Origin of the sequence: Caenimonas aquaedulcis (assembly GCF_015831345.1) — a bacterium.
GTDB lineage: Bacteria > Pseudomonadota > Gammaproteobacteria > Burkholderiales > Burkholderiaceae_C > Ramlibacter > Ramlibacter aquaedulcis.
In genome coordinates, this window is record NZ_JADWYS010000001.1 from 2,898,070 (window position 1) to 2,911,273 (window position 13,204).

Below are 13,204 nucleotides of genomic sequence, written 5' to 3' on the forward strand. Positions count from 1 at the left end.
TTGCTGGAATGGAGAAAATCCCGGCAAAATCAGTGGATGGATCGACTAGACCGCAAAATTCTCTCGGTCCTGCAGGCCAACGCGCGCGCCAGCCTGCAGGAAATCGGGCAGGCCGTCGGCCTGTCGACCTCCCCCTGCTGGGAGCGCATCCGCAAGATGGAGCAGGCGGGTGTGATCGAGGGCTACACCGTGCGGCTGAACGCGCAGGCCCTGGGCCTGGGCGACACCGTCCTGGTGCAGGTCACGCTGGACAGCCACTCGGACAACACGCTGGAGAAATTCGGCGAAACCCTCGCGGCCATCCCGGAAGTCATCGAGGCTTACCTGGTGTCCGGAGACTACGACTACCTGCTGCGCGTGGCCGTCCAGGACACGCGCGACTACGAGCGGCTGTTGCGGGAGCGCCTCTACAAGATCAAGGGCATCCGGCACAGCAAGTCGAGCTTCGTCCTGCGCACCCTGAAGAAGGCCGACCTGCCGCTTTAGGCGCCTGACCGGAAACAGGCACGACTCCTGCTAGCAATTGGAGTCTCCTCGGTTGGGTTTTCTCGCAAGTTTCTTCGGCCCGGCCTCTCATATTCCCCAGAACGGGAAGGTTCTGGGGAATTTTTTCGCCCGGCGCGGCTGGAGCTAGTGGGGCAAGAGGGCGTTGATCTCTTCGTTCAGGGCCTGCGTCAGCTGCGCGTAGAGCTTGAGCTTGTCCTGGTTGTCGCGCATGCGTTTGGCGATGCGCAGCGAGATCGCCATCATCAACTTGGCGGCAGTGCGCGGCTCGTCGTCCAGGAGCTGGTTCAGGGCCTCGCGCGTCAGCACTGCGCAGCGCACGTCGGTAAGGGCGATGCAGGACGCCGAACGTGGCCCGCCGTCGAGCAGCCCCATCTCGCCGATCAGGCTGCCGGGGCCGAGTACCGTGGCCGTCACAGGCGCGCTGCGATTGACGATGGCGTTCTCGATCGTGACCTCGCCGTCGAGCACGAGCAGCGTGAAGCCGGTGTCGTCCACGTCGCCTTCGCGGATGAATTTCGTGCCGGCCGCGATGCGGTGCGGCAACATGTAAGTCACCACCTTGCGCGCTTCGCGGTGGTTGAGCTGCAGCAGGGCGGCCGGCGCCGCCAGCATGCCGGCGGCGCGCTCGGCGGCCGGCGACCCGGCGATCAGGCGGGCGCGTTCGCGCGGCGCGAGCGGTCCCGCATCGGGCACCTTGCGCCCGAAGAAGCGGCCGAGAAAGCCATGTGGGGGATCGAGGGCATCGGCAGGTTGCATTTAGAATCGATGCTAGGCCAAGGAGCGCTGCAGCGCCTAAGCAATCTGCTTAGCGTCAGGCTTGGAATTCCCTAACCGCGCTCACCTTCGTCCCGCCAACCTGCGGGCAACAGACCAAGGTGAGAGATTGAGCGGCGCACACGTCCCCCCCATGAAGTTGTCCGGCCTGGAGCCCGTCTCGGTCGGCCCCGGCTCGTTGTTCCTCAACGTCGGTGAACGCACCAACGTCACGGGCTCGAAGGCGTTCGCCCGGATGATCCTGAACGGCCAGTTCGAAGAAGCGCTTGCCGTCGCGCGCCAGCAGGTGGAGAACGGCGCGCAGGTCATCGACATCAACATGGACGAGGCCATGCTGGACAGCAAGGCCTCCATGGAGCGCTTCCTGAAACTCATCGCCAGCGAGCCCGACATCGCCCGCGTGCCGATCATGGTCGACTCGTCCAAGTGGGAGGTCATCGAAGCCGGCCTGCGCTGCATCCAGGGCAAGGGCATCGTCAACTCGATCTCCATGAAGGAAGGCGTCGAGGCTTTCAAGCACCAGGCCAAGCTGGTGAAGCGCTACGGCGCGGCCGCGGTCGTGATGGCCTTCGACGAAAAAGGCCAGGCCGACACCTACGAGCGCAAGATCGAAATCTGCGAGCGCGCCTATCGCGTGCTGGTGGACGAAGTGGACTTCCCGCCCGAGGACATCATCTTCGACCCGAACATCTTCGCGATCGCCACGGGCATCGAGGAGCACAACAACTACGCGGTCGACTTCATCAACGCCACCCGCTGGATCAAGCAGAACCTGCCGGGCGCCAAAGTGTCGGGCGGCGTGTCCAACGTGAGCTTCTCCTTCCGCGGCAACGACCCGGTGCGCGAGGCGATCCACACGGTGTTCCTGTACCACGCGATCCAGGCCGGCATGGACATGGGCATCGTGAACGCGGGCATGGTCGGCGTCTACGACGAACTCGACCCGGAATTGCGCGAGCGCGTCGAAGACGTCGTGCGCAATCGCCGGCCCGATGCGGGCGAGCGGCTCGTCGAGATCGCGGAGTCCGCCAAAGGCGCGGCGAAGGACGAAACGAAGAAGAACGAGTGGCGGGCCGGCACCGTGGAGCAGCGCCTGTCCCATGCGCTCGTCTCCGGCATCACCGACTTCATCGTTCCCGACACGGAGGAGGCGTACCGAAACGTGCTCGCCAGGGGCGGGCGGCCGCTGCACGTGATCGAAGGCCCGCTGATGGACGGCATGAACATCGTGGGCGACCTGTTCGGCCAGGGCAAGATGTTCCTGCCGCAGGTGGTGAAGTCCGCGCGCGTGATGAAGCAGGCGGTCGCGCATCTCATCCCCTACATCGAGGAAGAAAAGAAGCAGCAGGCGGCCGCCGGCGAAGACGTGAAGGCCAAGGGCAAGATCATCATCGCGACCGTCAAGGGCGATGTGCACGACATCGGCAAGAACATCGTGACGGTGGTCCTGCAGTGCAACAACTTCGAAGTCGTCAACATGGGCGTGATGGTGCCGTGCCACGAGATCCTGGCGCGCGCCAAGGTCGAGGGCGCGGATATCGTGGGCCTGTCGGGCCTGATCACGCCCTCGCTGGAAGAGATGCAGTATGTCGCGAGCGAGATGCAGAAGGACGACCACTTCCGCATCCGCAAGATCCCGTTGCTGATCGGGGGCGCCACCACCAGCCGCGTCCACACGGCGGTGAAGATCGCGCCGCACTACGAGGGGCCCGTCGTGTACGTGCCCGACGCTTCGCGCAGCGTGAGCGTGGCGCAGGGGCTGCTGTCGGACCAGGCGGCGAAGTACATCGCCGAAGTGAACGCCGATTACGACAAGGTGCGCGAGCAGCACGCCAACAAGAAGCAGGTGCCGCTGTGGCCGCTCGCGAAGGCGCGCGCGAACAAGACGCCCATCGACTGGGCGGGCTATGTGCCACCGAAGCCGAAATTCATCGGCCGCCGCGTGTTCAGGAATTTCGACCTCGCGGAGCTCGCCAGGTACATCGACTGGGGCCCGTTCTTCCAGACCTGGGATCTCGCGGGCCCCTTTCCGGCCATCCTCAAGGACGACGTGGTGGGCACGGAGGCGCAGCGCGTCTTCTCCGACGGCAAGCGCATGCTGCAGCGCCTCATCGAAGGCCGCTGGCTGACTGCGAACGGCGTGATGGGCCTGTGGCCCGCCCAATCGGTGAACGACGACGACATCGCGCTCTATGCGGACGAATCGCGCAGCGAGGCGCTGATGACCTGGTACGGCCTGCGCCAGCAAACCGAAAAGCAGGCGGTCGAGGGCGTGATGCGCCCGAGCCGTTGCCTCGCCGACTTCGTCGCGCCGAGGGGTGTGGCGAACGACTATGTCGGCATGTTCGCGGTCACGGCGGGCATCGGCAGCGAAAAGAAGGAGAAGTACTTCCTCGATGATCTCGACGACTACTCCGCCATCATGCTCAAGGCGATTGCCGACAGGCTGGCCGAAGCGTTCGCCGAAGCCCTGCACGAGCGCGTGCGGCGCGACCTGTGGGGCTACGCGGCGCAAGAGTCGCTGGGCGCCGACGACCTGATCGCCGAAAAATACCAGGGCATCCGGCCCGCGCCCGGCTATCCGGCCTGCCCGGACCACAGTGTCAAGGCCGACATGTTCCGCGTGCTGCAGGCCGACGAGGTCGGCATGACGCTCACCGAAAGCATGGCGATGATGCCCGCGGCCAGTGTGAGCGGCTTCTACCTCAGTCATCCCGCGAGCACGTATTTCAACGTCGGCAAGATCGGCGAGGACCAGCTGCAGGACCAGGCGCGCCGGCGCGGCGCCGACGTGGCGCAGCTCCAGCGCCTCCTCGCGCCGAACCTGTGACACACCTCTTACGTCTGCCGTGTCCACCCGCCAAGCTCGGCAGTCGTTAGAGCTGCATCCACATTCCTGAAAGTGTCCATGTCACGTCCCCTCCTGATCGCCGCCTTGCTGGCATGCACCTGCACCGCCTTCGCCCAATCGCCCGAGCATTCGAGCCCCTCCGCCGACAATGCCCGGCACGCCGCAGCGCTCAGGGCCTGCGGCGACTGCGGAACCGTGCAAGGCGTTCACCAGGAAAAGCGCAAGGGCTCCGGCGGAGCGGTCGGAGTCGTGGGCGGCGCCGTCGTGGGCGGCCTTCTCGGCAACCAGATTGGCGGCGGCACCGGCAAGACGCTCGCGACCGTCGGCGGCGCGGTGGCGGGCGGTTATGCGGGCAACGAGGTCCAGAAACACGTGACCAGCAAGAACGTCTGGGTCACCAAGGTGCGGATGAAGGACGGCAGCATCCACAGCTTCGAGCAGGAAGCCAAGCCATCGTGGGCCGCCGGTAGCGTCGTCCGGGTCGAAGGCCACACGCTTCGCAAGCTTTGAAGCGCGCGGCGGCCGATGAGCCGTCGGCACCCTCCTACGAGGCGCGGCGCGCGCCGCTGATACGCGGCGCCGCCGGCTACCCCTAGGCTGGCGGGATCGTGAATTTCTCTGCCGGCATTCCCGCCTCCTTTCGCAACGCCCTGAGCCCCGCGAAGCCCCTGTTGCGCGCGGCGAAGCTGTGGAGCGACGTGAACGGTGCACGCATGAGCGCCTCGGTCTCGTTCTACGGCATCCTCAGCCTCGCGCCGCTCCTGATCTTCCTCGTGGGCATGCTGGGCTGGTGGATCGACAAGGACACCTTGTCGAACGGGCTTGTCGCGCAAGTGAGCACCATCGTCGGCGAGCGCGGAGGCGCGCTGATCGGCCAGGCCCTGGCGAGCGCCAAGAGCCCGGGCGAAGGCATCGTGGCGTCGGTCGTGGGCTTCGTCGTGCTGCTGGTCGGCGCGACAGGCGTGTTCGGCGAGCTGCAATCCGCCTTCGAGCGCATCTGGCAGGGCGGCACCGAACCCAAGGAGCCCCCCAAGTGGTGGCATACCGCTTCGCTGCGCTTGCGCGGCGTGGCCTACGTCCTCGCCTTCGGCTTCCTGCTGCTCGTCTCGCTCGTCGTCTCCACGATGCTCAACATGGTGGGCGGCTGGGCGGGCCAGCACACGGCGCTGGAGCAACTGGTGCGCGTGCTCAACGAGGTGGCGGCCTTCGGCGTGTGCGCCGCCTTGTTCTTCGGGCTGATGCGCATGAGCTCGGGCCGCAAACCCCACACCCGTTGCCTGATGTTCGGCGCGGTCGTCGGCGCCACGCTCTTCACCGCGGGGCGCCAGGTGCTCGCCATGTACCTGTCGAGCGCCGCCGTGGTCTCCGCCTATGGCGCGGCGGGCTCGCTCGTCGTGCTGCTGATGTGGATCTTCTTTTCATCGGCGATCCTGCTGTACGCCGCCGGATGTGCGAAGGCCGTGGACGAAGCACGCAAGGAGCAGCGCGAGAAGACGGCTGCGGCCACGGGCGCAAGAGCGCATCACGCGCGGGGTGCCGCGAGTGCCTTTCGCTGAGCCAGGTACAGCGCCAGCACTGAGACGACGCTCGCCATCAGCAGCACCCACAGCCCGATCCCGTAGCCGGACTCGGCGCTCCATAGCACACCTAGGAGCAGCGGCGCTGCCGCTCGGGCCAGCGCCGTGGGCAGCCCCAGCGCGCCATTGAGCGAGGCGACGTGGTCGCGATTCACGTACTGCGCGATGGCCGTGCCCTTCACGATGGTCATCATGCCGTTGCCCAAGCCGTAGAGGACGACGAAGAGCACCGCCGCCCAGGGATGACCCGCGCCCGCGATCAGCGCGCCGAGGCCGAGCGGGATCAGCGTGGGGATCAGGCGGTTGGCGAGGTGGAGGTCGAAATGGTGCTCGAAGAAAAACAGCAGCAGCCGCCCGGCCACCTGGATGATGCCGATGCTCGCGGGGATCGCGATGACCCAGGCTTCGGCGAGCCCGGTGCCCCGCAGCAGGGAGATCATGTGCGGCGGCAACGCGGCCGTGACGCCCATCATGCCGATGACGAACACGCCGATCAGCAGGAAGGGCGCGGTGCGCAGGTAGGCGGTGTGGGACTTCCCTGCCGCTTCGCCTGCGGCAACCTTCGCGGGCGGCGCGCCGCGCAGCAGCACGGCGTGCAGCGGTGCGCACACCAGCAGCTGGATCGCGGCGAGCACCCATAGCGCGTGGCGCCATCCGAGCGAGGCGATCAGCCAGGCCGACAGCGGGATGAAGACCGTGCTGGCCAGGCCGCCGAGAAAGGTGAGCGTGATGATGGCGCGGCGGAAGTCATGCGGAAACCGGCGCGTCACCACGGCGAAGACCGGGCTGTACAGCGTTCCCGCCAAACCGGCACCAAGTGCGATCCACACGGCGTAGTAAGCCGCCACGCCGTGGATGAAACTGTGGAGCAGCAGGCCCGTGGCGACGAGCAGCGAGCCGCCCGTCATCACCGCGCGTTCATGGCCCTGGTCGATCCAGCGGCCCACCGGATAGGCGAGCACGCCTTCCGCCAGCAGCGCGAGGCTGAAGGCCAGCGACGACTGCGCGCGTGTCAGACCCAATTCGCGCTCGACGGGCTCGAGCAGCAGGGAGAACGTGTAGAAGACGCTTCCCCAGGTGATCAGCTGCGCCAGCGAAAGCCAGCCCACCAGGCGCCTGTCGTGCCTCGAAGTTTCCATCATCGGATTGTCCTCTGACGCGCGCCCCGCTCTGCCCACCCAGGACTAGCCCGTAGGGCTGAAGTTTCGGGCGGATTTGCAACATAACATGGGAACTAATAGTTCCATCCGGCCACTACAAGGCCCGGATCATTGAATCAGGAAACCCCATGTCAGATACCACGGCTCCGCACGGCACTCTTCTCTTCTCGAAACCTCTGGTCAATCCCTATGGGTTGGTGGACGTCGGCGTATACGCCCAGCCGAGCATTGGAGACATCGATGGGGATGGCGACCCTGATGCAATCATTGCCGAGGCGTCAGGGCGGTCGCTGGTGCAGATCAACACGGGGAGCGCGACGACCCCGATCTTTGCCGCGCCCTTGCTCGATCCCTACGGCCTGACCTTCGTCAGTTATTACACCCGGCCCAGCCTTGCGGACATCGACGGGGATGGCGATTTGGACTTGTTCATGGGCGACGCTTACGGAGACATTCAACTGTTTCTCAACGGCGGCAGCGCGGCCCATATGGTGCTCGCATCGCCCGTGGCCAACCCTTACGGCTTGGTTGGAGTAGGAGCTTCTTACGCGCATCCCAGCTTTGTTGATATCGACGCTGATGGGGATCTGGATGTCTTCGTTGGCGAGTCTCTCGGCAATACCGTGTGTTTCATGAACACAGGCAACGCCACTCACCCGGCGTTTGCGGCACCCGTGGCGAATCCATTCGGCCTGACGAACGTCGGCGCTTCGGCTTGCCCCACTTTCGCGGATATCGATCAGGACGGTGATCAGGATGCCTTTGTCGGCGACCGCATGGGCGACATACGGGTGTACGTCAACTCCGGTAGCGCCACAGCGCCAGTGTTCGAAGGACCCCAATTTAACCTTTATGGTTTGGGCGACGTCGGCGACTACGCCACTCCCACCTTTGCAGACTTGGACAATGACGGCGATTTGGATCTCTTCATCGGCAACGCGGACGGAGACACGTGGCTCTTTCTCAACAACGGCAGCTTTATTGCACCCGTCACCTCCAGCACCCCCGATGGGACCTACGGTGCGGGCAGCGTCATCACGCTGAGCGTTACTTTCTCCGAGAGTGTCACGGTAGATGCGACGGGAGGCGTTCCAACCTTGGCTCTGGAGACTGGGCCCGTCGACCGCGTCGCGACATACACCGGAGGCTCGGGAACGTCTACGCTGACCTTTGCATACACGGTGCAGCCCGGCGATATTTCGGCGGATCTAGACATCGCAAGCACCCACGCTCTCGTGCTGAACGGCGCCAGGATTCGCGATGACGCCGGCAACGATGCCATTCTTGCGTTGGCATCCCCGGGCGAAGCCGGATCGCTCGCGGCCAATGCAGCGCTGGCGATCTACGCGGACAACACCGCCCCTACTGCCACACTGGATACCGTTACTGTCAAGAACACCGGCTCTTCGGTGACGGTGCAAAGCACAGAACCCGGTACGGCTTACCTCGTCAAGACCTCGGTGGCGGTGACTGACGTCTCCAGCATTACCAAGGCTGCTAACGCGAGCTGGAACCAGGTCGCAGTCCCTGCTGCGAACGCCGACGTCAAGTTGAGCACCGCAGGACTTGGCGAAGGAAACTACAAGCTCTTCACGGCGGATGCCTCAGGCAATCTGTCCGTTGCCTCGAGCGGCACCGTCACAATCGACAACACGGCTCCCACCGCGGGCCTTGCCGACGCGACGCTCCCCGCCAACGGTATCGCGGCGGCGCAAAGTTCGGAGGCGGGCACCGCCTATTTGGTGAACACGTCGGTTGCCGTGTCCGGGTTGGCGAGCATCTTGGGATCCGGCGACGCCAACTGGAACAAGGTCAGCATCGCAGCAGCCAACGTGAGCACCGCGCTGGCCACCACGGGCCTTGCCAGCGGTATGTACAGGCTCTACGCCACCGACATGGCCGGCAACTTGTCAGCCGCCTCGAGCGGCACCGTCACCGTGGACGCGGCGGCACCGGCCGGCGCATCGGTTACTTCCGCCTCGGCCGACGGCACATACCGCGCGGGCAGCGTCATCACGCTGAACGTGAGCTTCTCGGAGGCCGTCTTCGTCGACTCGGCAGGTGGGACGCCCGTGTTGCGCTTGGAGACCGGCAGCAGCGACCGGCTCGCCACGTACTCCGGGGGCTCGGGGACCCGCACTCTCAGCTTCAGTTACACAGTGCACGCCGGCGACACCGCAGCCGACCTCGACTACAGCAGCACGGCCGCATTGACACTCGGCGGCTCCATCCTTCGCGACGCAGCCGGCAACAACGCAGTGCGCACGCTGGCCGCGCCGGGCTCGGTGGGATCGTTGGCGGCGCACAGCGCCCTGGTGATCGATGGCATCAACGACGTGCTGGTGGGCACCAACGGCGCCGACAAGCTTGACGGCGGAGTCGGGGCGGACACCATGACCGGAGGCGATGGCGACGACCGCTATTACGTGGACAACGCAGGTGACGTCGTCGTGGAGTCCGTGGCTCTGCCGGAGGGAGGCATCGACACTGTGTATACGATGCTGCCCGCATACACGCTCGGCGCCAATGTCGAGCGCGGCTACATCCAGGCTACTGCCGCGGCCAACCTCAGCGGGAATTCGCTGAACAACATCTTCACCGCAGGTTCGGGACCCAACGTGATCGATGGGGCGGGTGGGACCGACCAAGTGACGTATGCGTCTGCGTCGTCGGGCGTGACAGTCAACCTGAGCGTGGCTGGTGCGCAAAGCACCGGCGGCTCGGGCCTCGACACGCTGGTCTCCATCGAGAACCTGACGGGCAGCGCCTGGGCAGACGCGCTGACTGGCAACGCGGGCGCCAACCAGTTGGTCGGTGGCGCAGGGGCGGACACGCTGGCGGGTTTGGGAGGCAATGACGGCCTGACCGGGGGCGCGGGCGCCGATGTCTTCGTGTTCGACAGCGCCGGCGGCAGCGATGTGATCAGGGACTTCTCGGCGGCGCAAGGCGACAAGATTCGCCTCGCCTCGCACATCAACGGTTCGGGAATCGTCGATGGCGCGACCGCACTGGCCCATCTCAGCGATGTGGGAGGCAACGCGGTGCTGGATCTTGGCAGTGGATGCAAGATCACCCTGACAGGCATCTCGAGCGGCAGCTTGAGCGCGGCGGACTTCCTCTTCGTGTGAGGACGCCGCGCACGGCAAGCGGCAGACCTTGAAAGCAACCCGATCAGAAGGCCTGGCCCCGTGGCTGCGCGAAACCGGCGTTTCGCTGGCTTTCTCCACTTATCGCGCGAACCGTCTCATCTTTCTCGGGCGAGGGGAGCAGGACCAACTCAGGATTCATGAACGCCGGTTCGATCGCCCCATGGGCCTCTGCGTGGATGATTCGACGGCGGGCCACTGCCCTGGATGGCGGGCCGCTACCAGATCTGGCGCTTCGACAACCTGCTGGCGGAAGACCGGACGCACGAAGGCGGCGATCGCCTCTATGTGCCTGCGGCGAGCTTCACCACCGGCGACGTCAATGCGCACGAAGTCGCCGTGCAAGCCGACGGCCGGCCGCTGTTCGTCAATACCGCGTTCAGCTGCCTGGCCACGCTTGGGACGGGAAGCAGTTTTGTGCCGACGTGGCGACCGCCGTTCATCACCCGGCTCGCTGCCGACGACCGCTGTCATCTGAATGGCATGGCGCTCGTCGATGGCGTGGCCACCTGGGCCACGGCATGCGGCTCCAACGACCGGCCCGCCGGCTGGCGCGAGCAGCGCACTGGCGGCGGCGTGCTGCTGCATATCCCCTCCAACCGGATCGCCGCCAGGGGGCTGTCCATGCCGCACTCGCCGCGTTGGCACCAGGGCAAGCTGTGGCTGCTCAACTCCGGCACAGGGGAGCTCGGCTGGATCGACCAGGAGCGCTTCGTTCCCCTGTGCTTCCTGCCGGGCTTCCCACGGGGCCTGGCCTTTGTCGGCCGCGCGGCGGTGGTGGGTTTGTCCAGGCTGCGCTCTCCCCAATTCGGAGGCTTGCCCCTGCAGGGGCGGCTGTCCGGCACGGGGTCGCCGGCCGGCCGGTGTGGACTGCGAGTGATCGACCTGAATACGGGCGCCGTGCTGCATCAACTGGATCTCCCGGAGCCCCTCGACGAGTTGTTCGACGTGGCGGTATTGCCCCGAGTGCGTCAGCCTCGTGCACTCGGTTTGCAGGCCGAAGACATCCAGTGCCTGGTCAAATTACCCGGGCGCGACAGCTTGGTGACGGTACGCCCCAAGGCACCTAGCGGCCATCCGCACCAGGCCATGCCCGTGCCGCCGGCGGGGCTGCCCGTGCGCGATTCCATCGTGCGGTATCAGCAGGTGTTCCAACTCACACCCGAATCATTGGCGCCCTATGCCAGTCTCACTTTTCCCTCGCTTGCGCCCGGCAGCGCAGGGCTGGCGGCGCTCACCGGTGAACTGCTGGGCGTCTCGGCCATGGCGGGTGGCACGATGGTGGGCATGGCGCTTGCCGAACGTCTGGGGGACCAGGATGCGCGCGTTTGCTCCCTGATGGTCGAGCCCGGCTTCCGGCGCCGGGGGATCGCCACGCGGTTGGTGCTGCATTTGCAGCGCCTGCTTGCCCAACGCGGTTTGCAACTGTCGTCCTCGCTCACACAGTGAGCGTTGCGCGCTACGCGTGCGCGGTCAATCCCCTGCGGTACTGCACCGCTTCCGCGACATGCGCGACTTCCGTCTGCGCGCTGCCCGCGAGGTCGGCCACGGTGCGCGCGACCTTCAGCACGCGATGCGTCGATCGCGCGCTCCATCCCAGGCGGGCGGACGCCGTCTGCAGGAATATCCCGGCGGCCTCGGCGAGCCGCGCATGCTGGTCGATCTCCTTGCCCTGCAACGCGTGGTTGGCCTTGCCTTGCCGCTGCATGGCCAGCGCGCGCGCGGCTGCGCAGCGCGCGCGGATCGCAACCGTCGACTCGCCCGGCGGCGCTTCCAGCAATTGCTGCGCCGGCAGCGAGGGCACCTCCACATGCAGGTCGATGCGGTCCAGCAGCGGCCCGCTCAGCTTGCCCTGGTAGCGCGAGACCTGATCGGGCGTGCAGCGGCAGGCCTTGTGCGGCGCGCCGAGGAAGCCGCACGGGCAGGGGTTCATCGCGCCGACGAACTGGAAGCGTGCGGGGAATTCCGCGCGGCGCGCGGCGCGCGCGATCGTGATGTGTCCCGTCTCCAGCGGTTCTCGCAAAGCTTCCAGTGCGGCGCGCGGAAATTCCGGCAGCTCGTCGAGGAAGAGCACGCCATGATGCGCGAGCGAGATCTCGCCCGGTCGCGGCGGCGATCCGCCGCCGACCAGCGCAACCGCGCTCGCCGAATGATGCGGCGCGCAGGTCGGGCGCACCGCCCAGCGCTCCAGCGAAAAACGGCCCGACAAACTCGCGACGGCGGCGCTCTCCAAAGCTTCGTCCACAGTCATCGCGGGCAGCAGGCCCGCGAAACGCTGCGCCAGCATCGACTTGCCGGAGCCGGGCGGTCCCATCAGCAGCATGCTGTGTCCGCCCGCCGCGGCGATCTCCAGGGCGCGCTTGGCGCCGGCGTGCCCCTTCACGTCGGCGAGGTCCAGGCCGGTCTCCTCCCCCGCTTTCACGTCGGTCACGACCTGGCTCCATCCTTCGCTTGCTTCGGCTTCGCCTTCGGGGGGAAACTGCCGCACGACATCCAGAAGGTGTTTCGCGCGGTACACGCGCGCGCCGGGCACCAGCGCCGCTTCCTCGGCGCTCCCGGGTGGAAGCACGAGGCGGGTGCTGGCACCCGCGGTGTAGAGAGCGACGCTCATGGCGAGCGCCCCGCGCACCGGCCGCAGTTCGCCGGACAAGGACAGCTCACCCGCGAATTCCCAGCCCGCAAGGCGCGACGCCGACACCTGCCCGCTTGCGGCGAGGATGCCCAGCGCGATCGGCAGGTCGAAGCGGCCCGAGTCCTTGGGCAGGTCGGCCGGCGCGAGGTTGACCGTGATCCGCTTGTTGTGCGGAAACTCCAGCCCGCAGTTCTGCAGCGCCGAGCGCACCCGCTCGCGCGCTTCCTTCACTTCGACGTCCGCCAGGCCCACCAGCGTGAAGCTGGGCAGGCCGTTGGCGAGGTGGACTTCCACGGTCACCGCCGCGGCTTCGAGCGCGACCTGTGCGCGGCTCTGCACCAAAGACAGGCTCATTGTTGTTTTCCTCCCCATCCGGGTGCGTGTTTATCGTTGGTGCAGCCAATCCAGCTATCGGCACCATGGCGGTGCAATCCGGCCCTGCTACATGTCCGAATCCGCATAACGGCGCCGCCTTCCATCAGGCCGACGCACAGCCCCGTGCTTGTGACTTATGGCACGCGTCCTGCTTAGGCTGAGTTCATCCCTTTCTTTCATCA

General features: G+C 66.3%; 9 protein-coding genes, 1 pseudogene and 1 riboswitch. Of the genes and pseudogenes, 7 read left to right on the forward strand and 3 right to left on the reverse strand.

The genetic code is table 11. From position 1 onward, the window contains the following. Positions 1-36: 36 nt before the first annotated feature. Entirely contained in the window at positions 37-486 is a 450-nt protein-coding gene (locus tag I5803_RS13930; RefSeq protein WP_196986945.1) for an Lrp/AsnC family transcriptional regulator, read from the forward strand. A 144-nt stretch (positions 487-630) separates the two neighbouring features. Here the strand turns inward: I5803_RS13930 and I5803_RS13935 are convergent, their stop codons facing one another. After that, positions 631-1,263 carry a cyclic nucleotide-binding domain-containing protein gene (locus I5803_RS13935; protein ID WP_196986946.1) on the reverse strand — a complete coding sequence of 211 codons (633 nt, stop codon included), beginning with the start codon at positions 1,261-1,263 and terminating at the stop codon, positions 631-633. A 13-nt stretch (positions 1,264-1,276) separates the two neighbouring features. Continuing rightward, positions 1,277-1,353: riboswitch (S-adenosyl-L-homocysteine riboswitch) on the forward strand. Between the two features lie 37 nt (positions 1,354-1,390). On the opposite strand from I5803_RS13935, the gene metH reads away from it, so the two are divergent. From metH to I5803_RS13950, 3 genes are all read left to right on the forward strand, one after another. Beyond that, positions 1,391-4,111: a methionine synthase gene (metH, locus tag I5803_RS13940; protein ID WP_435520856.1), complete on the forward strand. Its 2,721-nt coding sequence runs from the start codon at positions 1,391-1,393 to the stop codon at positions 4,109-4,111. 78 nt (positions 4,112-4,189) lie between these two features. Continuing rightward, positions 4,190-4,642: a glycine zipper 2TM domain-containing protein gene (locus I5803_RS22325; RefSeq protein ID WP_196986948.1), complete on the forward strand. Its 453-nt coding sequence runs from the start codon at positions 4,190-4,192 to the stop codon at positions 4,640-4,642. Positions 4,643-4,740: 98 nt separating this feature from the next. Next, positions 4,741-5,688 (forward strand): YihY/virulence factor BrkB family protein, encoded by a 948-nt coding sequence (locus tag I5803_RS13950; protein WP_354001661.1) that lies wholly within the window; start codon positions 4,741-4,743, stop codon positions 5,686-5,688. On the opposite strand, the gene I5803_RS13955 is transcribed toward I5803_RS13950, so the two are convergent. Then, positions 5,655-6,848 carry an MFS transporter gene (locus I5803_RS13955; protein WP_231402422.1) on the reverse strand — a complete coding sequence of 398 codons (1,194 nt, stop codon included), beginning with the start codon at positions 6,846-6,848 and terminating at the stop codon, positions 5,655-5,657. The genes I5803_RS13950 and I5803_RS13955 overlap by 34 nt on opposite strands. Before the next feature lie 149 nt (positions 6,849-6,997). Between I5803_RS13955 and I5803_RS13960 the strand changes: the two genes are divergently transcribed. The 3 genes and pseudogenes from I5803_RS13960 to I5803_RS22255 all read left to right on the forward strand — a co-directional run bounded on the left by I5803_RS13960 (position 6,998) and on the right by I5803_RS22255 (position 11,464). Continuing rightward, entirely contained in the window at positions 6,998-9,997 is a 3,000-nt protein-coding gene (locus I5803_RS13960) for an FG-GAP-like repeat-containing protein (RefSeq protein ID WP_196986950.1), read from the forward strand. Between the two features lie 28 nt (positions 9,998-10,025). Beyond that, positions 10,026-10,190: pseudogene (locus I5803_RS22425) on the forward strand (DUF4915 domain-containing protein); the annotation flags it as partial. Between the two features lie 32 nt (positions 10,191-10,222). Further along, entirely contained in the window at positions 10,223-11,464 is a 1,242-nt protein-coding gene (locus I5803_RS22255; protein WP_196986951.1) for a TIGR03032 family protein, read from the forward strand. A 10-nt stretch (positions 11,465-11,474) separates the two neighbouring features. On the opposite strand, the gene I5803_RS13970 is transcribed toward I5803_RS22255, so the two are convergent. After that, complete coding sequence (locus I5803_RS13970; protein WP_196986952.1) at positions 11,475-13,001, reverse strand: YifB family Mg chelatase-like AAA ATPase; 1,527 nt, start codon at positions 12,999-13,001, stop codon at positions 11,475-11,477. Positions 13,002-13,204 lie beyond the last annotated feature (203 nt).